The organism is Burkholderia sp. PAMC 28687 (genome assembly GCF_001577465.1).
Lineage (GTDB): Bacteria > Pseudomonadota > Gammaproteobacteria > Burkholderiales > Burkholderiaceae > Caballeronia.
Window position 1 is genome coordinate 426,317 of sequence record NZ_CP014505.1, and the last position, 26,998, is coordinate 453,314.

General features: G+C 59.3%; 19 protein-coding genes. 12 read left to right on the forward strand and 7 right to left on the reverse strand.

Annotated elements, in window-relative coordinates; all coding sequences use genetic code 11:
• Positions 1 to 45: 45 nt before the first annotated feature.
• The 4 genes from AX768_RS01960 to AX768_RS01975 form a co-directional block, all read right to left on the reverse strand.
• Positions 46 to 1,533 (reverse strand): DEAD/DEAH box helicase, encoded by a 1,488-nt coding sequence (locus AX768_RS01960; RefSeq protein ID WP_061998557.1) that lies wholly within the window; start codon positions 1,531 to 1,533, stop codon positions 46 to 48.
• A gap of 245 nt (positions 1,534 to 1,778) precedes the next feature.
• On the reverse strand, positions 1,779 to 2,399 hold the full coding sequence (gene trhA, locus AX768_RS01965; protein WP_061998558.1) for a PAQR family membrane homeostasis protein TrhA: 621 nt from the start codon (positions 2,397 to 2,399) through the stop codon (positions 1,779 to 1,781).
• A gap of 225 nt (positions 2,400 to 2,624) precedes the next feature.
• On the reverse strand, positions 2,625 to 3,923 hold the full coding sequence (locus AX768_RS01970) for a c-type cytochrome (protein ID WP_061998559.1): 1,299 nt from the start codon (positions 3,921 to 3,923) through the stop codon (positions 2,625 to 2,627).
• Positions 3,924 to 3,944: 21 nt separating this feature from the next.
• Entirely contained in the window at positions 3,945 to 4,694 is a 750-nt protein-coding gene (locus AX768_RS01975) for a c-type cytochrome (protein WP_061998560.1), read from the reverse strand.
• 415 nt (positions 4,695 to 5,109) lie between these two features.
• Between AX768_RS01975 and AX768_RS01980 the strand changes: the two genes are divergently transcribed.
• The gene (locus AX768_RS01980; protein ID WP_061998561.1) at positions 5,110 to 6,045 is read left to right on the forward strand and encodes a copper resistance D family protein; all 936 of its coding nucleotides are present in this window, start codon (positions 5,110 to 5,112) and stop codon (positions 6,043 to 6,045) included.
• 29 nt (positions 6,046 to 6,074) lie between these two features.
• On the opposite strand, the gene AX768_RS01985 is transcribed toward AX768_RS01980, so the two are convergent.
• Positions 6,075 to 6,374, reverse strand: a complete 300-nt coding sequence (locus AX768_RS01985) for a hypothetical protein (protein WP_062000699.1) — start codon at positions 6,372 to 6,374, stop codon at positions 6,075 to 6,077.
• 288 nt (positions 6,375 to 6,662) lie between these two features.
• Entirely contained in the window at positions 6,663 to 7,811 is a 1,149-nt protein-coding gene (gene dgoD / locus AX768_RS01990; RefSeq protein WP_061998562.1) for a galactonate dehydratase, read from the reverse strand.
• Between the two features lie 132 nt (positions 7,812 to 7,943).
• On the opposite strand from dgoD, the gene AX768_RS01995 reads away from it, so the two are divergent.
• From AX768_RS01995 to AX768_RS02005, 3 genes are all read left to right on the forward strand, one after another.
• Positions 7,944 to 8,654 carry a FadR/GntR family transcriptional regulator gene (locus tag AX768_RS01995; RefSeq protein WP_155524245.1) on the forward strand — a complete coding sequence of 237 codons (711 nt, stop codon included), beginning with the start codon at positions 7,944 to 7,946 and terminating at the stop codon, positions 8,652 to 8,654.
• Between the two features lie 144 nt (positions 8,655 to 8,798).
• Positions 8,799 to 9,830 (forward strand): DedA family protein/thiosulfate sulfurtransferase GlpE, encoded by a 1,032-nt coding sequence (locus AX768_RS02000; RefSeq protein WP_062000701.1) that lies wholly within the window; start codon positions 8,799 to 8,801, stop codon positions 9,828 to 9,830.
• 43 nt (positions 9,831 to 9,873) lie between these two features.
• Positions 9,874 to 10,773 carry an alpha/beta fold hydrolase gene (locus AX768_RS02005; protein WP_082778722.1) on the forward strand — a complete coding sequence of 300 codons (900 nt, stop codon included), beginning with the start codon at positions 9,874 to 9,876 and terminating at the stop codon, positions 10,771 to 10,773.
• A gap of 58 nt (positions 10,774 to 10,831) precedes the next feature.
• Here AX768_RS02005 and AX768_RS31805 read toward each other — a convergent pair whose 3' ends face one another.
• Positions 10,832 to 11,551 (reverse strand): TIR domain-containing protein, encoded by a 720-nt coding sequence (locus AX768_RS31805; RefSeq protein WP_082778723.1) that lies wholly within the window; start codon positions 11,549 to 11,551, stop codon positions 10,832 to 10,834.
• A 493-nt stretch (positions 11,552 to 12,044) separates the two neighbouring features.
• Between AX768_RS31805 and AX768_RS02015 the strand changes: the two genes are divergently transcribed.
• From AX768_RS02015 to brxL, 8 genes are all read left to right on the forward strand, one after another.
• Positions 12,045 to 13,394, forward strand: a complete 1,350-nt coding sequence (locus AX768_RS02015; protein ID WP_062000703.1) for an IS4 family transposase — start codon at positions 12,045 to 12,047, stop codon at positions 13,392 to 13,394.
• 227 nt (positions 13,395 to 13,621) lie between these two features.
• Complete coding sequence (locus tag AX768_RS02020) at positions 13,622 to 14,440, forward strand: DUF1819 family protein (RefSeq protein WP_231941296.1); 819 nt, start codon at positions 13,622 to 13,624, stop codon at positions 14,438 to 14,440.
• Positions 14,437 to 15,015, forward strand: a complete 579-nt coding sequence (locus AX768_RS02025) for a DUF1788 domain-containing protein (RefSeq protein WP_061998564.1) — start codon at positions 14,437 to 14,439, stop codon at positions 15,013 to 15,015. The genes AX768_RS02020 and AX768_RS02025 overlap by 4 nt, the downstream gene beginning before the upstream one ends.
• Positions 15,016 to 15,030: 15 nt before the next feature.
• A complete protein-coding gene (gene brxC / locus AX768_RS02030; RefSeq protein ID WP_231941297.1) occupies positions 15,031 to 18,582 on the forward strand; it encodes a BREX system P-loop protein BrxC in 3,552 nt (1,183 codons plus the stop codon).
• A gap of 118 nt (positions 18,583 to 18,700) precedes the next feature.
• Complete coding sequence (gene pglX / locus AX768_RS02035) at positions 18,701 to 21,736, forward strand: BREX-1 system adenine-specific DNA-methyltransferase PglX (protein WP_061998565.1); 3,036 nt, start codon at positions 18,701 to 18,703, stop codon at positions 21,734 to 21,736.
• 156 nt (positions 21,737 to 21,892) lie between these two features.
• Entirely contained in the window at positions 21,893 to 22,225 is a 333-nt protein-coding gene (locus AX768_RS33585; protein ID WP_231941298.1) for a BREX-1 system adenine-specific DNA-methyltransferase PglX, read from the forward strand.
• Positions 22,218 to 24,842: a BREX-1 system phosphatase PglZ type A gene (gene pglZ, locus AX768_RS02045; protein ID WP_061998567.1), complete on the forward strand. Its 2,625-nt coding sequence runs from the start codon at positions 22,218 to 22,220 to the stop codon at positions 24,840 to 24,842. Before AX768_RS33585 ends, pglZ begins: the two co-directional genes overlap by 8 nt.
• Before the next feature lie 8 nt (positions 24,843 to 24,850).
• A complete protein-coding gene (gene brxL, locus AX768_RS02050; RefSeq protein WP_172811909.1) occupies positions 24,851 to 26,950 on the forward strand; it encodes a protease Lon-related BREX system protein BrxL in 2,100 nt (699 codons plus the stop codon).
• The last annotated feature ends 48 nt before the right edge of the window (positions 26,951 to 26,998 follow it).

Genomic DNA, 26,998 nt, shown 5'->3' on the forward strand with positions numbered 1-26,998 from the left:
AACAGCGGAGCTAAAAAGCGCCGCTGTCTGAACTTACCGCATCGATTAACGCCCGCGTTGACCCGTGCGCGGCGTATCGCGCCGGCCGGCACCGCCGCCTTCAGTCCGCGGCTTGCCGCCCAGCAACGCGCCAGCCGGTCGTGCGCCTTCCGGCTTGCGCGGAGCGCCGCTGCTGCCGTTGCCGCCCGTCTTGGCCGCTACCGGCTTTTGCGAGCGCGATCCATTGCCGCCACCGCCATTGCCGTTGCCATTCCCGCCGCCATGCGCCGGCTTGGCCGGTCCACGGCCGCCACCACCATTCGCCTGTTTCGGCGCGCCCTGACGCGGCGAACCTTGACGCGCACCGCCGCCGCCCTGGCTGCGTCGGAGGATCGGTTCCGGCTTCTGGGTCAGATCCGGCTCGAACCCCGCAATCACTTCCTGCGGAATAGGGCGCTTGATGAGCCGCTCGATGTCCTTGAGCAACTGATGTTCATCGACGCAAACCAGCGATACCGCTTCGCCCGTCGCCCCAGCACGTCCCGTGCGTCCAATCCGGTGAACGTAGTCTTCCGGCACGTTCGGCAAATCGAAGTTGACCACGTGCGGCAACTGATCAATATCGATACCGCGCGCCGCAATATCCGTCGCCACGAGCACCTGCAGCGTGTTGTCCTTGAACTCGGCCAAAGCACGCGTACGCGCCGACTGGCTCTTGTTGCCGTGAATGGCCAGCGCGCTGATGCCGTCCTTCGTCAACTGCTCGGCCAGGCGGTTCGCGCCGTGCTTCGTCCGCGAAAATACCAGCACCTGGAACCAGTTGTTCTGTCGTATCAGATGCGTGAGCAACTCGCGCTTTTTGTCGCGATCGACCGGGTGGATCTTTTGCGCGATCGCTTCGACGGTCGAGTTGCGGCGTGCCACTTCGATCAGCGCCGGCTTGTCGAGCAGGCTGTCGGCGAGGGTCTTGATTTCATCGGAGAAGGTAGCCGAGAACAGCAGGTTCTGGCGCTTCGGCGGCAGCTTGGCGAGTACACGCTTGATGTCGTGAATGAAGCCCATGTCGAGCATGCGGTCGGCTTCGTCGAGCACGAGGATCTCGAGCTTCGACAAGTCGATGGTCTTTTGCTGCATGTGATCGAGCAACCGTCCCGGCGTCGCCACGACGATGTCCACGCCGCGCCGCAATGCATCGATTTGAGGATTGATGCCCACGCCGCCGAACATCACGGTCGATTTCAGCTTCAGGTACTTGCCGTAAGTCCGCACGCTTTCTTCGACCTGCGCGGCGAGTTCGCGCGTGGGCGTCAGGATGAGCGCACGAACCGGGCGCTTGGCACCGGCCGCAGGGGCGGCTGCCTCGGACAAACGTTGCAGGATAGGCAACGTGAAACCGGCCGTCTTGCCGGTGCCGGTCTGCGCGCCTGCCAGCAGGTCGCCACCGTTCAGCACGGCCGGGATGGCCTGCGACTGGATGGGAGTAGGGGTGGTGTAGCCTTGTTCAAGGACCGCGCGAAGCAAGGGTTCGGACAAGCCGAGGGAATCAAAAGACATAAGTGTTCACAGATTCGGTATGCCGACCGGCGTTGTCGCATAGGCCTCAAATGAGGTGCGCGCGTACGACGATCGAGGAAATCGGGCGGCATGACGATCGGGGCGCTTGCTTGAAGAAAAGCAGGAGCGCCGGGAAAGTTGCCGCGAAGATCAACGCGCTATCAAGACACGCTGACTGGCGTTAAGTTGCATTTGAAGCGCGCACGCTTCAAATCATCAGGCATTGAGTGCCGATCAGGGCAGGCTCACGCAACATAGCGCGCAATGCTGACGAATTGACACAAGCTGCCGCCCAACACGAACAGGTGCCAGATGCCATGGCCGTGCCGGATGCGCTCGTCGTTGATGAAAAAGTAAATGCCGGCGCTGTAGATCAAGCCGCCTGCCAGCAGCCACGCCGTGCCGGCGGGCGGTAATGCTGTAACGAGAGGACGGATGGCTACGAGCGCGAGCCAGCCCATCAACACGTAAATCACCATCGATACACTGCGGGTTCGGCGCCCGAGCGTGAGTTCCTGAACGATGCCAAGAGCAGCAAGCCCCCAGCTTACCCCGAATAGCGACCAACCCCACGGACCGCGCAACGTGACGAGCGTGAACGGCGTGTAGCTTCCCGCGATCAGCAAATAAATGGCCGAATGATCGCATTTTTGCAATACAGCCTTGAGCCGCGGGCTGCGGACCCAGTGATAGAGCGTTGAAATCGCGTACAAGGCGAGAAGCATGGCGCCATACACGGCAAAGCTCACGATCTTGTACGGATCGCGTTCCAGCGATGCCATGGTCACGAGCGTTGCAAGTCCCGCCACCGACAGTACAGTGCCGACAAGATGGGTAACGCTGTTGAACCGCTCACCAACGTGCATCGAAGAACATCCTCACTGCCTGCGCTGCGTTTTCCGCATGTTGCAATCGCCAGGTATTTTATCGCGAGACCGGCTACTCGAACGGATAGTCCCCGACTCGCTTCGATTGCGCACAAGCGCAGCGCCCGGACAGCCCGGCGCAAAAAGAAGAAGGGCGCCGCCCCGACTGCGAGGCCTGCGCCCTCCACTGCATTTTACGCTACTAGTCGAACTGGTCTCTTTCGGTCAGTCCAGCGGCGCCGAACGCAGGTTGCTCACTTGTTGCGGCGACACCGGCGTACCGTGGTTGCCCCACGACATACGAATGTACGTCACAACCGCAGCCACTTCCGTATCCGACAAAGCTTGCGCGAACGGCGGCATGCCATACGGGTGCGGGTTGCCTTCCGTGCTCGGCGGATAACCACCGTTGAGCGTCATGCGGATCGGGTTCACGGCCGACTGCATCTGGATGGACTGGTTGTTGGCGAGCGGCGGGTAAGCCGGCGGCTTGCCGAGACCGTTCTCCGCGTGGCACTTCGCGCAATTTTCCGTGTAGATCTTCTTGCCCTGGACCAGCAACTCGCCACCGAATTTCTCCGATGTCTCGAACTGCATGGTTTCCGGCGCTTCCTTCTTTTGCGGAATCGACTTGAGGTACGTGGTCATTGCGCCGATGTCCGCGTCCGTCATGTATTGCAGGCTGTTGTGGACCACTTCGGCCATTGGACCGAATACGGCGCCACGCTGCGATACACCCGTCTTCAACAGGTCGTTGATGTCCTTCGCGTCCCAGTCGCCAAGACCAGCTTCCTTGTTCGACGTGAGCGAAGGCGCATACCAGTTCTGCAGCGGAATCAGGCCGCCGCCGAAGGCTGCCGAGCTCACCGGGCCGCCGAGCGGGTTGATCGAGGTGTGGCACATGCTGCAATGGCCAAGCCCTTCGATCAGGTAAGCACCGCGGTTCCACTCGACCGACTTCGTGGGATCCGGCTTGAACTCGCCTTCGCGGAAGAACAGCACGCGCCAGCCAATCAGCATGTTGCGCTGGTTGAACGGGAAGCGCAGTTCGTGCGGACGGCTGGGTTCGTTCACAGGCGGCACCGAGCGCATGTACGCGAACATGGCGTCCGAGTCGGCGCGTGTGACCTTCGTGTAAGCCGTGAACGGCATAGCCGGATAAAGCAGGCTGCCGTCTTTCGAGCGTCCGTTATGGATCGACCGGTAGAAATCGTCCGATGTCCATTTGCCGATGCCGTATTGATCGTCCGGCGTGATGTTCGGCGTGTACATGGTGCCGAACGGCGTCAGCATGGGCAGGCCGCCCGCGAACGTCTTGCCGCCGCGAACCGTGTGGCAGGCAATACAGTCACCAGCGCGCGCCAGGTATTCACCGCGCTTGATCAGCTCGGTCTGGTCGACGGGCACGGCGGCGACAGCACCGCTCGAATGGAATGCGTCGCCACCTGACCAGAGGGCGGCAGCGGCTGCGGCAGCCGTAAGGACGACAACCGCCGAGAGTGCGAACAGGGACTTGCGTTTCATATTCTTATCGCTCCTCGCGCCTTATTGCGGTTCGCTGCCGCAGACGAGCGGCATCTTGCGTGAGCCAGCGGGCGCGGGTACCGGATTGGCCGGTGCGGTTTGCGTGGAAAGCCAGGCGGCGACAGAGGTCACGTCGTCGTCGGTCAGGCGGGATGCGATCTGTTGCATGCAGTCAGGTGCTTTCGCGTGACGCGAGCCCGCACGCCAGGCGCCGAGCTGCGCGCTGATGTAATCGGAGTGCAATCCCACGAGACCCGGAATAGCCGGTTCCATACCAGTGAGCGACGCGCCGTGGCAGGCCGCGCAAGCCGGAATGTTGCGGCTCGGGTCGCCGTTCAGCACGATCTGCTGGCCTTTCGTCACAGTCGATGCCGACACGGTCGGCTTGGCCGGCTGCGGATAAGGCGGGCGCTGTTGCGAGAAGTACGTGGCGATCTGGTGAAGGTAGTCGTCGGAGAGATACGTGACGAGGTAGTTCATGGGCGGATACTTCCGGCGGCCTTCACGGAAGTTCTGCAATTGGTTGTACAGGTACTCGGCGGGCTTGCCGGCAAGACGCGGGAAATAGTCATTGTCCGTGCCTTCACCGTGCACGCCATGACATGCCGTACAGCCCTGCACACGAGCTGCCATGGTGTCCGGCGCGACGGGCTGGGCGGCTTGAGCTTCGGCGGCGCCGGCAGCAGCGCTGGCAGTCCCTAAGAGCGCCAGCGCCATTAGCGGGGCGAGCAACGGACGAAAGATGCGTCTTGAAGACACGCGACACTCCATGAATTTCGAGGACCTGCCGAGCTTCGTTCGGCCCGGTGCGAATATGTGGTGAACCATTGCCACATTGGCTCTGCGAGCCTCTGATGCGACGCGGCATTCTATCATCGTTGCCTGATGATGACTATTTGAGCATTGACCTGTTGTGGCTGACTTTCAACCTCTGCGCGACAATTTGCCGCGCGACTGATCGACAGGGGATTTGAAACTCTTCAATCACTGGCGGGGCGTTGCGTTCGACAAAGCATCGACTCGATTTCGACCATTTCTTGCAACCGTCCTTGTCGTGCATTCCATGTGCCCGTTCCGATAGACTCGCGGTCCGGAAGCCCTGTTGCGCCGATCCACGACACCCCACCGAACTTTCAATGCCTTCCTCGTTCGCTTTCAGCATGACTCAATTTCCGCAGGTGTGCGCATGAACGGCGATCCGCTCTGGTTGTCGCAGGTCGTTATCGCTGCGTTTGCCGATATTGCGTTTGCCTGCACGCTCGGCGCGGGATTGCTGAGCGTGTGGTTATCGAAAGAGAAAGCGGTCGAGGCCAAGTCGCCCGCCCACGCCGCGTGGCAAAAAGCGCGGCGGTTGAGCATCGGCGGCGCGGTCGTGCTGGCCGTGGCGGATCTCGTGCTGGTGTGGCTGCAGGCGGCATCGATGAGCGGCACGCCTTTGTTCGATGCGTTCTCCGCCGTTATTGCCGTGGTGACCGGCACGCATGCGGGTATCGGCTGGGCGATCGCCTTTGGCGGCAGCGTGCTGCTTAACTTTGCAATGGTCTTCGCGACCGCGAAGGGCAGTCCGCGGCTCGGATTGTTCGCGGTGGGCGCGATCGTGGCCGCGGCGGGGAAGGCGTCGATTGGCCATGCCGCCGATGCCGGCGCGTTTTCGCTGGCCGAAGGCGTGCAGACCGTCCATCTTCTGGCGACCGCTTTATGGGGCGGCGTGGTGTTCGCGAGCGCGTGGAGCGTGTTGTCGGCGTTGGGGACATCGCTGGCGCGGGCGTATTTGATTCGCACAGCCGGAAAGATGTCGACGATGTCCGTGATCGCCGTCTCGCTCGTGGTGTTGACCGGGGTATACAACGCCTGGCGCGGGTTGGGCGGTTCGGCAGAAGCGCTCGAAGCAAGCGCGTGGGGCCAGGCGCTGGTGGTGAAAGCGGTGCTGGTCGCGACCGCGTTGCTGCTCGGCGCAATGAACCGATGGTCCGTGTTGCCGCGATTGCAGCGCACGGCATCGACAGTCGATGCCCGCACGTTCACCGGCGTCATGCGGGTGGAAGCGGTTTTGATCGTTGCGGTGTTTGTCGCGGCCGCCGTGCTTTCGCACAGCGTGCCGGGGTTTGCATCGGCGGGATGAAGCGCAGGTGTGTGTTGTGCCTGGCGAGCTTATTCGTAACCGAGTCTGTGACTCACGATAGGCGCGCAGAACAGTGCCAGCGCGCAGCCGACTGCCTTGCCCTGCAACTCGATGAACGCCTTGTGCGACATGGGCGATGAAAACAGGACATCGGCCAGTTGCGGCAGGCAAAACAGCACCGCAGCGCCAATGAAGCATTTCGTGACGACCGACAGCCGCCAGTTGTACTGCGCGCCCATCGAGGCGCAGATCACGCGGAGCACGCCGAACAGCACAAGCGCGCCAACGGCCATTTGCGTGCGGATATATTCGTCTGGAAGTGTGTACATGCTGAACTCTTTCGCTTTATCGTCGCGCTCTTCCCGGGCGCATGGGTCGGAACATCTGTACACGAGATAATGCAAGACGCGGGCCAGGTGTCGATGCTGCATGCAAGGCCTTGCTGCAAAAGGGTTCGCCGGAATTCCAAACGCCCCTTTTTAAACGGCGTAACGCGCTGCGAGAACGAAGCTCGACAGCGCGTTACGTAACAACATCAAGACGAACCGCTGTCTTGATAAGCCGTATTCTACGATGCCTGAAGCAACCGTATCGTACGGTGCGCCGCAATTCTCAGATCACCATTCTGCAACGCTGCCATCGGCGTGACGCCACACTGGATTGCGCCAGCGGTGACCGACCTTCGCCATCTCGCGCACCTTCTCTTCGTTCACTTCGATACCCAAGCCCGGCCCTTGCGGAATCATCACCATGCCGTCTTCGTATTTGAAGACTTCCGGGTTCTTGATGTAGTCGAGCAGGTCGTTGCCCTTGTTGTAGTGAATCCCGAGGCTTTGCTCCTGGATGAAGGCGTTGTAGCTGACGGCATCGATTTGCAGGCAGGTTGCCAGCGCGATCGGCCCAAGCGGGCAATGCAGGGCGAGGGCAACGTCGTAGGCTTCGGCCATCGATGCAATCTTGCGGCATTCCGTGATCCCGCCCGCGTGCGATGCGTCTGGCTGGATGATGTCCACATAACCGCCGGCCAGGATGTGCTTGAAATCCCAGCGCGAATAGAGACGCTCGCCAAGCGCGATCGGCGTGCTGGTCTGGTTCACGATATCCCGCAACGCCTCGACGTTCTCCGACAACACCGGCTCTTCGATAAACAGCAGCTTGAACGGATCGAGTTCCTTCGCGAGGACCTTCGCCATCGGCTTGTGCACGCGGCCGTGGAAATCCACGCCGATGCCAATGTTCGGTCCCACCGCCTCACGCACGGCCGCGACGTTGTTGATGACCGCCTGGACCTTGTCGAAGGTATCGATGATCTGAAGTTCTTCCGAACCGTTCATCTTCACGGCCTTGAAACCGCGATCCACGACCGCGTGCGCATTGTTCGCGACATCGCTTGGACGATCGCCGCCAATCCACGAATACACCTTGATGCGGTCGCGCACCTGACCGCCGAGCAGCGCGTGAATGGGCACGCCATGATGCTTGCCCTTGATGTCCCAGAGCGCCTGATCGACGCCCGCAATCGCGCTCATGCCGATCGGCCCGCCACGATAAAACCCCGCGCGATACATCACCTGCCAGTGATCCTCGATCAACAGCGGGTCCTTGCCGATCAGGTAGTCCGAGAGCTCATCGACCGCTGCTGCGACCGTGTGCGCGCGGCCTTCCACCACCGGTTCGCCCCAGCCGACGATGCCTTCGTCCGTTGTGATCTTCAGGAAACACCAGCGCGGCGGAACGATAAAAGTTTCGAGTTTCGTGATTTTCATGCTGGCGTCTCCTGATTGTCTGGTGAGTGAGGAACGAGGGTTTCAATGCTATCAAAAATCAGCTCACTCTGTATATTAATAGTACTATTCGACGGAAACGCTTGCCAGTAAAGGGTCCGTTTGTGGGTCCGTATAATCGCGTCATTTTGCGCAAAGGGGAAAGTCATTCAGCACGATCTGCACGGACGCGTGGCTTACGACCTCGGCACTGAAATCTTGCGCGGCGATTTCGCGCCCGCGACCATCTTGCCGCGCGAAGCCGAGCTCATGGAGCGCTTTGGCGTGAGCCGGACCGTGCTGCGTGAGGCGTTGCGGACGCTGACATCGAAGGGATTGATTGAATCGCGGCCCCGGATCGGCACGCGCGTGCGGCCGCGAGACGCGTGGAACCTGCTCGATGCCGACGTGCTCGAGTGGTACTCGCGTGTCGCCAAGCCCATGCAGTTCGCGCTCAAGCTGCAGGAAATGCGCGAGATGATCGAACCTTATGCCGCCGCTCTGGCCGCTGCGAATCACGATGAACATGCGATGGCGCGTCTGGCCGAAGCCCATCAGGCGATGCTCGATGCCCGCAACGTCGACGAATGGGTGCGCGCCGACCTGCGCTTTCACTTGAGCGTGCTGAACGCGTGCAGCAACGAGTTGCTCGTGCCGCTCGGGACGCTGATCGAGCGCACGCTCGAGGCGCAATTGCAGTTGAATGCGCGTCGGGCGGAGGTGTTCAATGCATCGATGGCCGAACACACGGCCGTCTTCGATGCCATCGCCAAGCGGAAATCAAGCGCTGCGCGTCACGCCATGGCCGGTTTGCTCGGCGTGACGCGAGCGCGGATCGAGGGGTGATCAGCGCGTGTTAATGCGCCTGTAAGCCCGGCGATATTTTCGTTTTCGCTATAAAGTTGCGGGTCAGGCGCGGTTTTGTCGATATCGGTCAAACAGTAAATATCCAGAATGTTGCGCTCTGCACTCAATGCGAGGAGCACGATCTTGCCGCACGTTCCGATCTCTTTAGTGTCGTCCTGGGGCGCGTGGGCCGTGTTCGTCAGCGTGCTCGCCACGCAGCTCGGCGTGCCCATTCCTGCCGCGCCCATGCTCGTGCTCGCCGGTACGCTGGTCGCGGCCGGGCTCGCTTCGTTCTGGCATATGTTGGCTGCTGCGGTGATCGCGGTGGTCATCGCCGATTCTCTCTGGTTTGCCGCCGGAAGGTTTTACGGTCGGCGGTTCCTGAACTCGCTCGTGCGCTTCTCGCTTTCCCTCGATACCACCTTGCGTACTGCCCGGCATTGGTTCGAGCGCTTCGGCGCGCCTTTGCTCGCGTTGTCCAAGTTCGTGCCGGGGCTTGGGCTGGTTTCATCGCCCATGCTTGGGACCACGCAGATCGATGTGCGCGTATTCCTGTTCTGGGATTTCGTGGGCGCGACGCTCTGGGCATCGGCCTGGATGCTGGGCGGCGCGATCCTGAAGGCCGAGGTCGCGGATCTGCTCGTGTTCGTGCGCACGTACGGGCTGACCGCGCTCGATGTGCTCGGCATGGCTGCGGGGGTGTTCTTGGCGTATCGATGGGTGCGTCGCCTGCAGTTTCGCCGATGGCTCGCGAAGTACCGGATATCGCCCGAGCAGCTCGATGAAATGATGCGCTCCGACGCACCGCCCGTCATTTTCGATGCCCGGCCCGAAGAGATCCGGCGCAAGGAGGCGCACAGGATCAAGGGCGCGTTGCCGCTGGATCTGCAGGCATCGGGGAAAATCGATGAGATGTTCCGCGAGCGCGAGGTTGTTGTCTACTGCGTGTGTCCGAATGAAGCGACGGCCAAGCAGATCGTGCGGCAGTTGAAGGCGAAGGGGTTCTCGAATGTGCGGCCGCTGAAGGGCGGGCTCGATGCCTGGGAGAAGAAGGGGTTTCCGGTGGAGGCGATTCCTTTGGGCGGTGGGCGTGGTGCTGATGTTGAGGATGCTTCGTTCGATGATCAGGACTCGATGGGCGATATGGTTACCGTTCGGGCTACGGCGCCGGAGTGAGGGTTTTGGTGGTTTGTTGGTTTGCTAATTGGAGTTGCATCGGATGACGCTGTTGGATGGGGTGGATCCCTCGCAACTTTTTGGCTTGCCCATGCCCGATGTGGCAACGCTCGATCATGGCGTGCAAGTGCCCTTTGTACAGACCGGGCATGAGCATCAGGAAGTCATGCTGTTTATTCACGGCTCGCTTTGCGACTTTCGATACTGGAAGCCGCAGTTGGGGCCGCTTGGCAGGCAGTATCGATGTGTCGCGCCGAGTCTTTCGCATTACTGGCCTTCCGGGAGGGCAGGGGCGCTTGGGGTGGCGGGGGATTTACGGCCGTTTAGCTGGGATGCCCATGTTGATGAGATGGGGCAGTTTATCGAGCGGCTCGGGGTGGGGGCGGTGAATGTTGTGGGGCATTCGAGGGGTGGGTGTGTGGCGTTTCATTTGGCCGTCCGGTATCCGGAGATGGTGAAATCGCTGGTGCTGGCTGATCCCGGTGGGGCGGTGGCCAGGGCCGGTGACGATGCGCGGGCGAGGACGGTGTTGCCCGCGCCGGTTAATGCGCTAAGAGCGAAGGCGGCGGAGTTGATTGCGGCGGGTGAGGTCGATGCGGGATTGGAGTTGTTTGTCGATTCAGTGAGCCGGCCCGGGTTCTGGGCGCGGAGTCCGAAAGAGTTTCGGGCCATGGCGATGGATAACGCCGATACCTTGGCGCTTCAATTTCGCGATCCGCTTCCTGCTTACGATGCAAGTGCTGCGGGAAGGGTGCAATGCCCTACGCTGCTTATCGAGGGGGAGAAGAGTCCGAAGATGTTTCGGGATGCGGCGGGGGCGTTGGAAAGGTGGATCGATGGGGCAAAGCGGGTGACGATTGAAGGGGCGTCGCATGGGATGAATGTTACGCATGCGGGGGTTTTTAATCGGGCAGTGAGTGAAAAAGGCCGTGCTCTTTACTGAGCGACAGCCATTACTAAAACTGATTTCCAGCTCCGACGCTCAAAGAGCGTCGTCAAATTCAAAGCAGATCAGCAAGATCTTGACGGACAAGAGTTCCCTTGAATTGAGGGATGACCCATCCCTGAAGCGTCCGATTATAAGACGCGTAAGGGAGTGCGGAAAGGCGCTCTCTATGAACAGGATCGTCATTTTTAAGTAAGAAGGACTTCTTGTATTGCTCGATCTTAATCTTTGCCGTTACCTCCTTGCCCGCCGGAGCAACGTGTTCGCTTGATGCGCCGATATGAGCCCTGATAATCGGGCCAGAAATTTCGATTTTACTTAGATGCGTCTGGTCGCGCATAACCTGCAATATTGATGTGCATGCAGGGTTCACCGCTGCGACCCAATTTGAATCGCGTCGATTCGATTCATATTCGGTTGAGTTCAGGCCGAAAAGATCGGTTGGTAACCTTATGCCTCCTGATTCTGGAACCAGGAAAAAGCAACGCTTATGTCCCAGTCGCCCGATAAAAAGCCCTAGCTCGAAGAGGACATTGTCTCGTACCACCTGATGTTGCTCGGATCTCATTATTAAAGTGTCGTCCGGGCTAAATACGAAAATACCGAACTGCGAATCGTCTAGTTCGTCAATTAGACTATTCAACGCGAAAGAAGATGGTTGAAAAACACCACTCTTCCAAACGGTGCACTCTGCATCCCGAGTTAGATTTGTATGGATTGCATTAGCAATCGGGATCCCTTCTCGGGACGAACCTATAAATACCCTTGGCTTCATCAGTCCTCCTAGCGTTCAACATCAGTGCATCGCAAATTCAGCGACGGGCATGATCGTATAACGCTGTGCCGAGGTTTGACGTCAAGTCGCAAATTTTTACTTTTGGTGACGTTAAGAGAATTGACGCGCGACTGAAAATTTCGCGATTAGTGCGTCGCATTGACGCATATTCGTTACGGTGGGCTGATAGAAACAATCGAAAAAGATGACTTTGCCAAATGCGGTAACCGCGACAAAAGATCTTGGATGTTCAACGCAAAAAAGGCTTTGCGGAGTTATCCGCAAAGCCTTTTTCTTACAACTTGGTGGCGAATCAGGGATTCGAACCCCGGACCTGCGGATTATGATTCCGTCGCTCTAACCCATTGCGTTATACACATCTCTGATCGGTGGTCGCTGAGCGCAGAGAAACATGTTTACTTTCAATGACATGGAGTGGGGGCTTGTAAACTTTCGGCAAATCGCGTTTACTTTCGCTTTTTGAGTGAACGTATTGGTCACCGAAACGACGCCCTGGACCCAGACGGAATTCGAGCAACTCGAGCTCGGCGATGCGCGCCTGAACAAGCGAGCGAGGCTTTTGATGCAACGATTGGCGGCCGACCCGATGGCCAGTGTCCCCAAGGCATGCCAGGGTTGGGGCGAGACGATGGCGGCGTACCGCTTCTTCGACAACGAGAACGTCGACTGGCACGCGATTCTCGAGCCCCATTGGCAGCACACGCAAAAGCGGATGGAAGCGCATCGTGTGGTGCTGTGCCTGCAAGACACCACGGAGCTGGACTTTAACGGTCAAGGCACGTTCGGACTCGGACCACTGAGCTATGAGGCCCAGCGCGGCATGTATCTGCATCCGACCTACGCGGTCACGCCGCAGCGCGAGCCCTTGGGTATTTTGGACGCGTGGATGTGGGCGCGCGAGAAGAAGGACGAATCGGGCAAGCGCGGCGGGCTGAAGGAAAGTCTGCGTTGGATCGAGGGGTATGAACGCATTGCCGAGATGGCACCGAGCCTGCCATCCACGCGCCTGGTGTACGTGGCGGACCGCGAAGCGGACCTGATGGCGCTCATGGAGCGCGCCCAAGCACTGGGTACGCCGGCCGACTGGCTGGTACGTGCCACGCATAACCGCTGCTTGCCGGAGGGAGACAAGCTGTGGGACCGCGCGACCCGTGGCGAATCCATCGGGCAGATCAGCTTCACAATGGCCTCGCGTCATGGTGTCAAGGCACGCACGGTGCGCCAGCACCTGTGGATGCAGCGCGTAGAGTTGCCCACAGGCCGAGGCAAGTGCGTGGCGGCCACCTGTCTGGTCGCGCGCGAGTTTGATGCGCCCGCGGGAGTCAAGCCGATCGAATGGCGCTTGCTGACCAACCGCGTGGCGACGACCTCGGAAGAGGCGATCGAATTGATCGACTGGTATCGAGCGCGCTGGGAAATTGAGATGTTGTTCAACATCTTGAAGAATGCTTGCCGCGTCGAGGCGCTTCAGCTCGGCTCGATCGAACAGCTCGAGCGCGCATTGGCGCTGTTCCTGGTAGTGGCTTGGCGCGTGGCCTATCTGATGCGGCTGGGACGCACTTGCCCCGATCTGGACGCGCATCTTTTCTTTGATCCAGACGAAATTCGCAGTGCCTACCTGTTCACGAAAGTACCCCGTCCGACCCAGCCCAAGCTCAATGAAGTATTGCGCCTGATCGCACGCCTGGGGGGATTCCTCGGACGCAAAAGCGACGGCGAACCCGGCGCGAAAACGATCTGGCTCGGACTCAGGGAAGTTCATATTGCCGCAAAAACACTGCGCCTATTACGCGAAGCCGACGGCGACGACACTTGTGTATAACGCGATGGCTCTAACCGGCTGAGCCGAAAGGACTTTTTCAACGGCTGCCGGATCTCAGCAAGCCACTTCGCAGTCCAGTGTCACACGGCAGTGTGGACTCAATAAGCAACATATTACATGCGATCGACGTTTCACAGGCGACGCGGCAAGGTGTGCTGGCCGCTTCGCGGGACTCGACGTCATCTTTGATGCCATCCCCACGGTGCGCCAACGCGAGCATCGAATCCGTGAACGATCCCGTCGCGGTGGCCGGAAAGGGCAGAAAGTGCGCGATAATTGCGGCTTTTGAGCCGGGTGCGGGGCGTCGTCGGCGCGACGCGCGCGGCCAACCCTGGAACAGCGCAGAAAATGCATGGAGGAGCGTGATCAAAACGGGAGCGATCGGCCAGTGGCAGAGTCGGCAGCCAGGCCGCAACGCCCCGCGTCATCCGGGGACCTTGTCGAGGAGGCCGACGGTGGGACTGTATAACGCCGAAATCTCCGCCGGTTCGCTGATGATTCCTGAAAGCCGGCGAGTAGCGACCCTGTTGCTTTCGCGGCCTAGCGCCGAGCAATGGGAAGCGGCGCTGAATGATGAGAACTTGTTGCAGAAAAAGCCCGCCACGGCGAAGCGGCAAGCGCGTTTGATTCGCAATCGTCTCGAAACCCTCGACGAAGGCGGACTGCGCCTGGTCGCACAGGGCGACGCTGAGCTCTGCCGCCAAATTCTGTTGTCTGCCGCCGCCCGGCACAGCCGCCTTCTTAGCGACTTTATGCGCGATGTCTACGCGGCGGACCTGCGCCGTCTAGAAAAGACGCTGAGCCATCGTCAATGGGACGGTTTTCTGGCGGAGTGCGAGCACCGCGACGAGTCGGTCGCGAACTGGGCCGACTCGACCCGCGAGAAACTATTCCAAGTGATTGTCCGAATCCTCTTCGAAGCCAAATACCTTGATTCCACCCGGCAGAGGGCACTCACGCCACCCTTGGTGCATCCGCAGGCCGAGGCTTACCTCAAACACCTTGGCGATGCCGAAACGCTCGCGCGCTTGGAGACCCGGACATGAACGCCTCCTTTGACGACCGATTGAATCAGGTATTGCCGCGCCTGCTGTCCTCCGATGTGCTCGACAACAAGGGCGCCGGCGGCGAGATCGGATTCTGGATTTTCGATTACCCTCCCGAGCACGAAATGAAGGTGCGCGGTTGGCTCGCGGACGTGATCGAGCCGGGCGTGCGCAAGCAGAAGCCCAAGCTTCGCTTTGCGACGGTGGATCTCTTTGAGTGCGTGATTGGGTTGCTCGAAGACCGCGGCCTGTTGGCCAAGGCGTTGGAGATGCAGCGCACCAAAGGCGACGACGCGCTGCTCACCTCCTTGCGCTCGGTCCTCAAAGAGGATCGATTGGCCGCGCGGATCGTCGAGAAGACGCGCGTCGACGATCTCGACCTGCTGATCGTGAAGGGGGTGGGCGCCGTTTATCCGCTGCTGCGCACCCACACGCTGCTCTCGGCGCTGCACCCGCACATGCGCGACGCGCCGCTGCTGATGCTCTACCCCGGGCGATATGACGGGCAGTCGCTACGGCTGTTCAACGCGCTAGTCGACGACAACTACTACCGGGCGTTCAGCCTGGTGCCCTAACGCTTTGAGAGACCAATGAAAATCCAAGAGCTATTCGTCAAGCCCATTGACCGGCCGATCAACGGCGTCATCAAAGCGGACCAACGCGACGAGGCGAGCGTCTGGCAGGAGCTGGACGAATACGTCGCGACCAAAGAGGTCACGGAATACCTGCGCAGCTTTTTTGAAGCCTACCTGGCCACCGCGGCCCACCCCAACGACCCGAGCATCGCCTCACGAATGGGTGTCTGGGTGTCGGGCTTCTTTGGGTCGGGCAAGTCGCACTTCATCAAGATTTTGTCGTATCTGTTGTCGAACCTCGAAGCCTCCCATCCGGGGGACGAGACATCGCGGCGCGCGATTGAATTCTTTGATTCGAAAATCAAGGACGCCATGCTTCTGGGCGACATTCGCCGCGCGGTCAAGGGCAACACCGACGTGATCTTGTTCAACATCGACTCGAAGGCCGACTCCAAAGGCGATCGCGACGCGATCTTGCAAGTGTTCCTGCGCGTCTTCAACGAGATGCAAGGGTTGTCGGGGGACGCGCCGCACGTCGCCGAGATGGAGCGCTATCTGATCTCCAAGGGCGCCTACGACTCGTTTACGCAGGCGTTTAAAGTGGCCAATGGCAACGCGTGGGACGTCGAGCGCGACGCGGTCGATTTCCTGCGCGACGATGTGATCGCAGGGCTCAGCCACGCGCTGGACATGTCGCCCGATTCTGCAGCGAAATGGTTCGACAACGCGCGCGACGCCTACAAGATCAACATCGAAGGCTTCGCCGCGCTCGTGCGCAAATACCTCGACACCAAAGGTCCGCAGCACCGGATCGTTTTTTTGGTCGACGAGGTCGGCCAGTTTATCGGAAAGAACATCGCGCTGATGCTCAACTTGCAGACCATCACAGAAGAGCTTGGCATGCAGTGCAAAGGGCGCGCCTGGGTGATCGTGACCAGCCAGGAGGACATCGACGCCACCCTGGGCGAAGCCAACCAGGCACGCACGAACGACTTCTCGAAGATCACGGGGCGCTTTCACACGCGGTTGTCCCTGTCGAGCTCGAACACCGACGAAGTCATTTCGCATCGCCTGCTCGAAAAAACGCCCTCAGCGCGCGCCGAGCTCGAAGCCCTATGGAAAGCCAAGGGCGACATCATCAACAACCAGGTTTCGTTTGCGGATCACGCGGTGGCTTTTCGGCGCTTTCGCGACGCCGCGGACTTCGCCGCGCATTATCCGTTCGCCCCTTACCAGTTTCAGTTGCTGCAAAAGGTCTTTGAGTCCATTCGCAAGGTGGGAGCGACCGGTCGGCACTTGGCGCGCGGCGAGCGCTCGATGCTCGACGCCTTTCAAACGGCGGCGGTCCACAACGGCCAGCGGGACATCGACACGCTCGTGCCCCTCTACGATTTCTATCCGGCGATCGAGAGCTTTCTGGACTCCTCGGTCAAGCGCGCCGTGGATCAAGCGGCCTCCAATCCCGCGTTGGAGCCTTGGGATGGGAAGCTTTTGCGAACCTTGTTCCTGATCCGATACGCGGACGCGGTCAAGGGCACGATCGACAACTTGGCGACCCTTTGCCTCGATCGCGTCGATGCGGACAAGCTTGCACTCAAACGAGAGATTGAGGCGTCGCTTCTGCGGTTGGAGCGGCAGAATCTGGTGAGCCGAAACGGCGATCTTTGGTTTTTCCTGACCAACGAGGAGCGAGACGTCTCCCAAGAGGTGAAGTCCGTCAACGTTTCGGAAGCGGAAATCTCTCGCCTGGTCGCCGAGCTTGTGTTCGATGAGATTCTTGCCGGCCAAACGAAGGTGAGGCACCGAGACACCAAGAGCGATTACGAATTCAATCGCCTGCTCGACAGCGTCCCCTTCAAGCTTGCGAATTCGGCATTGACCTTCGAGGTGATCTCACCCGTCGGCGCCGACTACGAAATGATGCACGAGGCACGATGCATCGGCCGCAGCGCCGAGGGCTCTGGCCGAGCGTTGCTGCGAATGGCCAACGATTCGCGCGTCTATGTCGAGCTGAAAACGTATCTGCAGATCGAGAAATACATCGCGCCGAAAGCGGACACGGCGACCCCGTCGCTCAAACGGATCCTTTACGACCGGAAGGACGAAAACCGCGAACGCCGGGCGCGCCTTCTCACGCAACTGGCGGAGATGATGAGCGCCGGGGACTTCTACGCGTTGGGGCAGCGGCTGACGATCAAGCCGCAATCGCCGCCCAGCGTGCGCGACGAAATGCTCAACTATCTGGTCTCCAACACCTACTCGAAGCTCAGCTACATCAAGGTTCGTCAGGCCGATCCGATCGCGGAAATTCGAGCCGTGCTCACCGCCGACACGGTGGGCCAGCAACGCATGGCGTTGGGCGGGGAGGACGGCAATGCCCTCGCGTTGGGGGAAATGCGCCAATATCTCGACGTGGTCGCCAAGAGCAGCCGCGTGCTCCTTTCTGACGTCATCGACCGTTTCTCGGGTGTGCCCTGGGGGTGGCGGCCGGAATGGGAGACGGTCCTGCTGGTGGCGCGGCTTTTTATGGCCGGCGAGATTAAGCTGGTGATGGAGGGCGCCGATCTTGACCCTCTGGGGGCGATCGAGCCGTTGACGAAAGCGGCCCGCTTCAAAAACGTCTCGATCTTGAAGCGCAAGACCTCGGACGCTCTGACGCGCACCAACGCGCGAGAGTTGCATCGCGACATGTTTTCGATCATGCCACCGGAGGACGAAGACGCGCTCGTTGCCGAGTTCCGCAGCCACCTGGCTCAACTCAAAGCGGACCTCGAACGCGCGCGCGGCAAAGCCGAGCACAAGGATTACCCGGGCGGCACGGAGATTGTGCGGGCGCTGATCACGATCGATCGCCAACTTGCGCTGCGCGATCCCTATGAGTTTTTGGACGCGCTCGCGCAGGCTCGCAACGATTGGTTGGATTTGGCCGAAGACGTCCACGACGTGCTCGGGTTCTACAAGAACCAAGTTCCGGTCTGGTCACGCCTGCTCGACGCCCTCGCGAGCTTTTCGGACAATCGCGAGGAGCTGCTCAATGCGCCGGAGGCCGCGGTTGCCCTGTCCGAATTGGAGATGATCCACCACAACCCGGCGCCCTACGGGATGATCAATCGGATCGAGGGTTTGGTCGCGACCGTGGAGAAGGTGAACGACGCGATCGGCGGCGAGCGTCGCGAGCGCGCGCTCCGTTCGGTCGACGAGAAGATTGCCGAAGCGCAGCAGGCGCTGGACGCCGCCGAGGCGGATCCGAATCTGCGCAATGCGGCGCTCAATCCCCTTCAAGCCTTGAAGGCGCAACTGGCCGGGATGGTCAGCATCCCGCGCATTCTCTTCGCGCAGGGGAGGGCTGGCGATCTGCTCGACGATGCGATGGACAAGATCGCGCGCGCGGCCAAGGCGAAGGAGGCGCCCAAGCCTCGGGTCGAGCCGCGGGACGACGGCGCCGGGGGGCGGAGCGGGCGCGGGCGGCTCAGGGGGCTCGGGGACGGGCGGCGCAGGCGCTGTGGTCTCGACGCGCCCCATCAAGGTGGTGCGCACGAGCGAGCTGAGCGCCAAGACCTACCTTGAAAGCGCCGAAGACGTCGAGGAATTTATCGGAAGCCTTCGCCGGGAGCTCCTCGCGGCCATCGCGGCGGGGCACCGCGCGCGTTTGCAGTAGCATTTAGACGAAAGGCTCAATCAAGACATGAACAAAACAAACCTGAAAGCCTACGCGCCGCAAGCGCGCCTCGATTTCATCGCCGCTGTCGCCGCGCGGGCCAACCTGTTGGGCATCTCGGCGGCGGGGGCCGCGCCGGCCAGCGTCCGGGGCGACTTGGTGATCATTGAGGGTCGCGAGTGGCCCGTCAAGGTCAACGCGCAACGCGAGAAGCTCGTTCGGCGCATCGAGCGACGTGGCTTCGAGCAAGCGATGGAAGATGTGGCCTACACTTGGTTCAATCGATTTGCCGCCTTGCGCTTCATGGAGCTGCATGGATACCTCGATCATGGATGGCGGGTGCTGTCGAGCCGGGATGGGGGGCTGCCTGAAATCCTGCGTCATGCCAGCGACGTGTCGCTTCCCGGACTGAACACGCAAACAGCACGAGAAATGCACCTGGCGGGCACGCAGGACAACGAACTCTACAAGCTCTTGCTGGTGGCGCAATGCAATGATTTGTCGCGCTCAATGCCCTTCCTGTTCGAGCATATCGACGACGAGACGGAGCTGCTGCTGCCTGAGAATTTGCTACGCACCGATTCAATCGTGGTGAAGCTCGTGGTGAGCGTCCCGGAAGAAGATTGGAATCAGATTGAGGCAGTTGGCTGGCTTTACCAGTTCTATATTAGCGATAAAAAGTCGCAAATAATGGGGAAGGTTGTTCGAAGCGAGGATATTCCAGCGGCGACCCAACTGTTCACGCCCAACTGGATCGTCAAGTATCTCGTTCAAAATAGTATCGGCCGACTCTGGGCCTTAGGTAATCCAACGTCAAGTCTTCACTCGAACTACGACTACTATCTTGAGCCCGCCCCGCAGGACGATGACGTCGCTTCGCGGCTAAATGCTCAAATGAGACAGCGGGTAGATGAGAACGCTGGCCGGGTGGATCCGGAAGCGCTTACTCTCCTCGATCCTGCGTGCGGCTCCGGCCATATATTGGTCGAGGCTTACGACGTATTCAAAACTTTTTATCTTGAACGTGGCTATCGACCACGGGATATACCGCGTCTTGTGCTTGAAAAGAACATCTTCGGTATTGATATTGATGATCGTGCCGCCCAGCTCGCTTCGTTTTCGCTTCTGATGAAGGCCCGGGCGGATGATCCCCGGATTTTAAGAGATCCTCCACGGCTAAATATTATTTCACTCCTGCAAAGTGATGCAATTGACGTCGATAATGAGGCGGGGCCGCTTGAATCCTTCGGGATTTCAAAGCAGGTTATTTCTGCGTTGCTAAAAATTTTCCAAGGCGCCTCTACCACAGGCTCTCTCATTAAAGTCCCCAGCTCGTTGTCAATTGAATTGCCTCGGCTAAGGGAAGCATTATTGCGCGCGATTTCCGAGGGCGATCTGTATGCAGTTGCGTCGGCTCGCACTATTTTTCCGTTTGTCGCGCAAGCAGAGCTGCTAAGCAGCACGTTCGATGCGGTAATAGCAAACCCTCCATATATGGGAAGCAAGGGTATGTGCGGTCCGCTTCAACGTTTTATCAAAAACCACTATGAGTCGACGAAGGCCGACTTGTTCGCTTGTTTTATCGTTCGAGCATTGGATTTTACAGCTGCTCAAGGTATTACCGCGCTAGTCACACTTCAGAATTGGATGTTCAATTCCTCGTATGAAGCACTGCGTAATCATTTGTTGAAAACCACCTCCATCGAGAGTTTGGTTCAAATCGGCTTTAATAGCTTTCCGATGCTAAACAGTAAGGTGGCATTGGCTGCGGCGTTCACCATTCGCAAGACAAAAATAGGTGATTATGTCGCAAAATACATTAATTGTAACGATGTGGCGCCGTCATTGGACAAAGAAGCAGTTTTCAAGGGGCGGTTGTTACGCAATCAGTATTTTCTTCGAAGCTCGAGCAGCTTTTCTGACATCGCCGGAGAGCCAATTTCATATTGGACGTCTGAGGAAACGCGAAATATTTTTAAGACTTGTCGGCCCATGGGTGCCGTGTCGCGCGCTCGACAGGGGCTGTCAACGTCGGATAATCCGAGATTCGTCCGATATTGGCACGAAATAGGCTTCAATTGTGTTGATTTCAACTGCACATCTTCTGATGAGGCGTCGAAGACGAAAAGCACTTGGGTTCCTTACAATAAGGGCGGGTTAGTCCGGCGATGGTATGGCAACAATGAATTTGTGGTTAATTGGAGAGACAATGGAAATGACATTAAAAGCCTCGTTCCGAAATCGGTTATTCGAAACGAATCTTGGTATTTCAAGCGGTCGGTCACCTGGTCGGATATAACTATCGATAATGCATTTCGCTTGCAGGACGCCGGCTTCATTTTCGCAAATTCAGCACACTCCGCGTTTTGTGAAAATGAAGAGCAGCTATATGAACTGCTTGGATTGCTCAATTCACCCGTTGTCGATCACTTCATTGGCGCGCTAAGTCAATCACTTCACTTCGATGTTGGATACTACAACAAGCTGCCGTTTCCCAAGGGGCCCGTGCATGGCGCATTAATTTCGGCAGTCCGGCAGCTCGTCGAGTTGTCGAAAGCTGACTGGGATTCTCGAGAAACTTCGTGGGGCTTCAGGCACCTCGAACTTGTGTCTATGAGGAAAACAGTGTCGTCCTTACGCGAGGCGTCGGCACTTCTTTCTGCGAAAAATGCCAGCGCCCTCGACAGAAATCGCGAATTGGAAAAAACGGTTGCTGAGGCGAGTTTCCAGGCATACGGAATAAACGATGTCGAAACTATGTCGAACCATAAGGCGAAGTTGATACTCGAGCAGATTGATCGATCTACCGAAGCTGTCAGGTTCATCTCTTATGTGATCGGTTGTCTCATGGGACGTTATAGTCTTGAAGACGACGGCGTGGTTTATGCAGAGAGTGGTGGTAAAGAATTCGATCCCTCGCGATACGTCAGCTTTCCTGCGGACGTGGATGGCATCGTGCCCGTGACCGATGAAGGATGGTTCGACGACGACGCGTTAAATCAAATGCCTGCCTTTATTCGTGCATTGGGCGGTCAAGACTCCGCAACAGTTGACATGGAATAACTTGCTGAAGCTCTGCAACCCAAGGGAAACGGAACGCCACTCGAATTGGTTCGCTCGTATTTAGCCGATAAGTTTTATTCGGACCATTTGCAGACTTACAAGAACCGTCCTATTTACTGGCTTTTCTCTAGTGGTAAGCATGGAGCATTCCAAGCATTGGTCTATATTCATCGTTACCACGAGGGGACCCTTGCGCGCATGCGCTCGGAATATGTTGTGCCGCTTACCGGAAAGATCGCGTCTCGATTGGAGGGCTTGGAAAGGGATGCGCTTGCTGCAATAGCAACTGCCACGCGAGTAAAGGTGCAGAAGAAGATTGATCTGCTGCGCAAGAAGCAGGCGGAGCTGTTTGCCTATGACGAAAAGCTGCGGCACTACGCCGACATGCGCATCTCGATCGATCTCGATGATGGCGTGAAAAAGAATTACGGCAAGTTTGGAGACCTGGTGTCGAACCCCAAGATCATTTGCGGCGGTAGCGATGACTAGCGGACAACAGGCATTTTTTTTGCCGGCGCTTGCGCGGATCTTCGCCGAGGGCCATTCGCTGGTGTTCTGGAACGACGCGGACGGAGAGTTCGCGTCGCAAGTCGACCTGCTCGATCTCCAAGGGGTTCGCGTGGTGCGCCTGGACCAAACGCCCGCGTTGCAGGCGAAGATTGAGATTGAGCGCGAAGACGGCGCGCAATGGCTCTTTTACGCCCCGTTTCCGGAACCAGCGCCCGCCGCCGATTGGCTTCTTGACGCGCGATTGCGCGGCAAGGCGTTCAGCGCGGACACCGCCTCGATTCAGTTGGATGAGCTCGGCCTCGCCACGCAGGCGCTTCGCGGCCACCTCAAACAACGCGCGAAATTTTTGCGCGCCCGCGATCGGTTGGATCGATTGAAGCGTTGGGCGGAGCCGGAAGACACCGCGGATGATCTCGATCGCAAAATGCTGGCTGTGCTGGCCCGCGCCGAAACCTCCGAGACGTCGGGCATTTTCTTGAAGGTGTTCGCGGGGCTCGCGAACGATGGGGCGGATCTCGACGCCATTCCGAAGGCGCTTGCGGAAATCGAGGCGAACGAGCTGGGCGACGCGTTTTGGACGCTGGCGGAGCGGGAATTCGGATACCGTGAGGCGGCGCCCGACGCGCGCAGCCTTCGAAGCCTTCTTTACGCGATTTTCGCAACGGATTTTTGCAATGGCGTGCATTCAGCTCCCGCGCCCTTGGGTCATTTGCTCATTCGCGAGCGCGCTCGGGCGGCGCACTCGTCGGTCTTCGCGAGCCGATGGCGCTCGGACATGGCCAACTACGGAAGTTACGACACGCTGTCGGCGATGGTGGCCGTCGACTTGCGCGTGATGGATCTGATTGGCCCGATTGGCGCCGAGGACCTCCTTGAATCGATGACCTTCGAAGACATCGAGAAGCGGGTCATCGCGGATCTGAAATCCCGGATCATCGCCGGCGGCGGCGCCAACATGGATTCGGTCCGCGCGCTCATCGCGCGGCGTCGCGACGGCCACTGGGCCAACCCGTTGCTGGCGGGCGCGAACGACTCGACGCGCGCGCTCGCGGCGAGCTACGACGCGTTGGAGGCCGCCGCTGGCTTCTTCGAGCTGCAAGCGACGCATGCGAGCGGGTTCAGCTTCCCCGACGCGCAAACCGCCTTTGCCGCGTATCGGTCGGACATTTTCCGGTTCGACCAGCTCTATCGATGGTTCATGCATGCCGCGGAGTCGGTAGAGCCGATGGGCTGGGCGCTCTTGCACGAGCTGCGCGATCGGATGGAGGACGCCTATTCCGGATGGTTTATTGGGCAGCTGGCGTCCGGGTGGAGCGCCGTGATCGAAGGCGACACCGGGCTTCTGAGCGTTTGGCAGTTGCCGGGCGTGGCCAGCCAGCAGGCATTTTACCCGCGCGTGGTCCAGCCGGAGTTTGAAAACGGCGCCAAACGCGTCTTCGTGATCATTTCCGATGCGTTCCGCTACGAGGCGGCCGAAGAGCTCGCGCGTGATCTCAACTCGCGCAATCGCGTCAAGGCGCGGTTGGATGCCATGCTGGGGGTCTTGCCGAGCTACACCACGCTCGGCATGGCGAGCCTCTTGCCCCATGAGCGCCTCGCCTACAAGGCCAACGCGAGCTTGGATGTGATGGTCGACGGCAAGCCCTCGGCCACGCTCGACCAGCGCTCGGCGATCCTCGCGAGGCACGACGGCGTGGCGATCGGCCGCGACGAGCTGATGGAGAAGGGCAAGGAGCGCGGGCGCGAATTCGTCAAGCCGCACCGCCTGGTCTACATCTACCACGACCGCATCGACGCTATCGCCGACAAGCGGGTCACGGAGACCAAGGCCTTCGAGGCGACGGCGCAGACCATCAAGGAGTTGGCCGAGACGGTCAACTTCATCGTCAACAGCCTCAACGGCTCGACGGTGGTCGTGACCGCCGACCATGGCTTCTTGTATCAGGAGTCTGCGCTCGAAGAGGCCGACCGCTCCGTCCTCGGCGAGGAGCCCGAGGGCGCCATCAAGTCCAAAAAGCGCTACATCCTCGGCCGCGGCATGGGGACCACTCCCAAGGCCTGGTGCGGCTCCACGGAGCGGACGGCCGGCACCGACGCGGGCGACGGCAGCATCGACTTTTGGGCGCTAAAAGCGGCCGGACGCTTCCACTTTTCCGGCGGCGCTCGGTTTGTCCATGGCAGCGCGATGCCGCAGGAGATCGTCGTCCCCTTCATTGTTGTCAAGGAGAGCGAGTCGGAGAAGGTCCGGACCAAGCCCGTGGAAGTGAGCCCCTTGGGGTCGAGCAACCGTGTGGTGACGAACAAACAACGGTTCGAATTCATTCAAAATGAAGCGATCTCGGAGCGTGTTCTGCCCGTCACGTTAATATTCTCTATTCGGGACGGCGACACGCCGGTGAGCGACGAGCAGACGATCACGTTTGACAGCACGTCGGGATTGCTCGACGAGCGCAAGCGCTCGGTGATGCTCACGATTCAAGCCGGCTCCCACGATCGGACGAAAGACTATTTTCTCGTCGCGCGCGACGCGAAGACGAAGGCCGAGGCTTGGCGCTCGCCGCTGCGTATCGACCTCGCCTTTAGCAACGATTTTTAGAGGCCGCCATGGCAGAACCGATTTCCGCGCCATTTTCCGACCCGGCGACCCCGTCCCCGAACGCGGCTGCGCGCGCGGCGGCGGACGCCAGCGCCGAGCGGACGCTCGACAGCCTGCTCAACGAGCGGTTTGCCGGTCGCGTGGTGCGCAAAGACCTGACGAAACTCATCAAAGAAGGGGCCAACGTTCCAGTCTATGTGCTCGAATATCTGTTGGGCATGTATTGCGCCTCGGACGACCCGGAGACGATTCGCGCGGGTTTGGACAGCGTCAAGCGCATCCTAGCGGAAAACTACGTGCGCCCGGACGAGGCCGAGAAGGTCAAGAGCAAGATCCGGGAGCTCGGCTCGTTCAAGGTGATCGACAAAGTCACCGTCAAGCTCAACGAGAGCCGCGACGCCTATGAGGCGCTGCTCTCCAACCTTGGCATCAAAAACGCCGAGGTGCCGGACCATTACGTGCGAGAGTTTGAGAAGCTGCTCGTCGGCGGCATTTGGTGCATTGTCACGCTGCGCTACTTCTTCGAAGAGAACCAAAAGACCTCGCCCTTCGCCGTCGCGGACTTGAAGCCCATCCAGATGCCCAGCCTGGACATGGAAGAGCTGTTTTCGGCGCGCAAAGGCTTCACCGAATCGCAGTGGATCGACGCGTTGCTGCGCTCGACCGGCATGGAGCCGACGTGCTTCAAAGAGCGAGCCAAGTGGCATTTGCTCGCGCGCATGATCCCGCTCGTCGAAAACAACTACAACCTGTGTGAGCTGGGTCCCCGTGGCACGGGCAAGAGCCACATTTACAAGGAAATCAGCCCCAATTCAATCTTGGTCTCCGGAGGGCAGTCGACCGTCGCCAACCTTTTTTACAACATGAGCGCGCGCAAAGTCGGCCTGGTCGGCTTGTGGGACGTCGTGGCGTTCGACGAAGTAGCCGGCATCAACTTCAAGGATCAAGACGGGGTTCAAATCATGAAGGATTACATGGCCTCGGGATCGTTCAGCCGGGGCCGCGAGTCCATCAATGCTAGTGCGTCGATGGTCTTTGTAGGAAACATTAACCAAAGCGTCGAGTCGCTCGTGAAAACGAGCCATCTGCTGGCGCCCTTTCCGGATGCCATGATCGACTCTGCGTTTTTCGATCGTTTCCACGCTTATGTTCCTGGCTGGGAGATTCCGAAGATGCGTCCGGAATTTTTCACCAACCAGTATGGGCTGATCGTCGACTATTTGGCTGAGTGGGTGCGCGAGATGCGTAAGCGCAGCTTCGCGGACGCGATCGACAAGTGGTTCAAGCTGGGCAATAACCTCAACCAGCGGGACACCATCGCTGTGCGCCGAACGGTCTCCGGCCTCCTTAAGCTGATTTGCCCGGACGGCGAATACACAAAGGACACTGTCCGCCGGTGCCTCGAATACGCGTTGGAGGTGCGTCGACGTGTCAAGGAGCAACTCAAAAAGATCGGTGGCATGGAGTTCTATGACGTCCATTTTTCCTACATTGACCTAGAAGACATGCAAGAGCGTTTCGTGTCCGTGCCCGAGCAAACCGGCGGCGGCCTGATCCCCGAGGGGCGCTTGCAACCAGGCGTGCTGCACACGATCGCCATGGCCGCGGCCGAAATGCCCGGGGTCTACCGAATGGAAGTGCAGGCCATGGCAGGCGGCGGCAAGCTGTCCGTTTCTGGGGCTCTGTCTCGTGAGAACGTTCGGGTGGCATTCGACTACTTTAGGGCCAATGCCTCGCGGGTAAGTGCCTCCATCCATCCAACCGAACGTGATTTCCATCTGCATCTGGTTGAGTTGCAGAACGCCGGGGCGCCGGACGCCGTGACGCTCGCGAGCTTCATCGCTTTCTGTTCTGCGGCGCTGAGTAAGCCGGTCCAAACCCAGCTTGCGGTGATGGGCGACATGACGCTGGGTGGGACGATCGCGCAAGCGCGCAATCTTGCAGAGAGCCTTCAGGTAGCGTTCGATGCAGGAGCCAAGCGAATTCTATTGCCGATGTCCAGCGTGACGGATATTCCGTCTGTGCCAGGTGAGCTCTTCGCGAAGTTTCAAACGAGTTTCTATTCTGACCCAGTCGATGCAGTGTTTAAGGCTCTAGGAGTTGAGTAATTCGGGCTCATCCAAACTAGCCTAAATTATCTGCACTTGTTATGCAGA

Coding starts and splice junctions, on each gene's coding strand:
- trhA (WP_061998558.1), bottom strand. CDS start 2,399: ATGCACGTTGGTGAGCGGTTCAACAGCGTTACCCATCTTGTCGGCACT.
- pglZ (WP_061998567.1), top strand. CDS start 22,218: ATGACTAGCGGACAACAGGCATTTTTTTTGCCGGCGCTTGCGCGGATC.
- AX768_RS01980 (WP_061998561.1), top strand. CDS start 5,110: ATGAACGGCGATCCGCTCTGGTTGTCGCAGGTCGTTATCGCTGCGTTT.
- brxL (WP_172811909.1), top strand. CDS start 24,851: ATGGCAGAACCGATTTCCGCGCCATTTTCCGACCCGGCGACCCCGTCC.
- brxC (WP_231941297.1), top strand. CDS start 15,031: ATGAAAATCCAAGAGCTATTCGTCAAGCCCATTGACCGGCCGATCAAC.
- AX768_RS31805 (WP_082778723.1), bottom strand. CDS start 11,551: ATGAAGCCAAGGGTATTTATAGGTTCGTCCCGAGAAGGGATCCCGATT.
- AX768_RS02005 (WP_082778722.1), top strand. CDS start 9,874: ATGACGCTGTTGGATGGGGTGGATCCCTCGCAACTTTTTGGCTTGCCC.
- AX768_RS01985 (WP_062000699.1), bottom strand. CDS start 6,374: ATGTACACACTTCCAGACGAATATATCCGCACGCAAATGGCCGTTGGC.
- AX768_RS02025 (WP_061998564.1), top strand. CDS start 14,437: ATGAACGCCTCCTTTGACGACCGATTGAATCAGGTATTGCCGCGCCTG.
- dgoD (WP_061998562.1), bottom strand. CDS start 7,811: ATGAAAATCACGAAACTCGAAACTTTTATCGTTCCGCCGCGCTGGTGT.
- pglX (WP_061998565.1), top strand. CDS start 18,701: ATGAACAAAACAAACCTGAAAGCCTACGCGCCGCAAGCGCGCCTCGAT.
- AX768_RS01960 (WP_061998557.1), bottom strand. CDS start 1,533: ATGTCTTTTGATTCCCTCGGCTTGTCCGAACCCTTGCTTCGCGCGGTC.
- AX768_RS01970 (WP_061998559.1), bottom strand. CDS start 3,923: ATGAAACGCAAGTCCCTGTTCGCACTCTCGGCGGTTGTCGTCCTTACG.
- AX768_RS01975 (WP_061998560.1), bottom strand. CDS start 4,694: ATGGAGTGTCGCGTGTCTTCAAGACGCATCTTTCGTCCGTTGCTCGCC.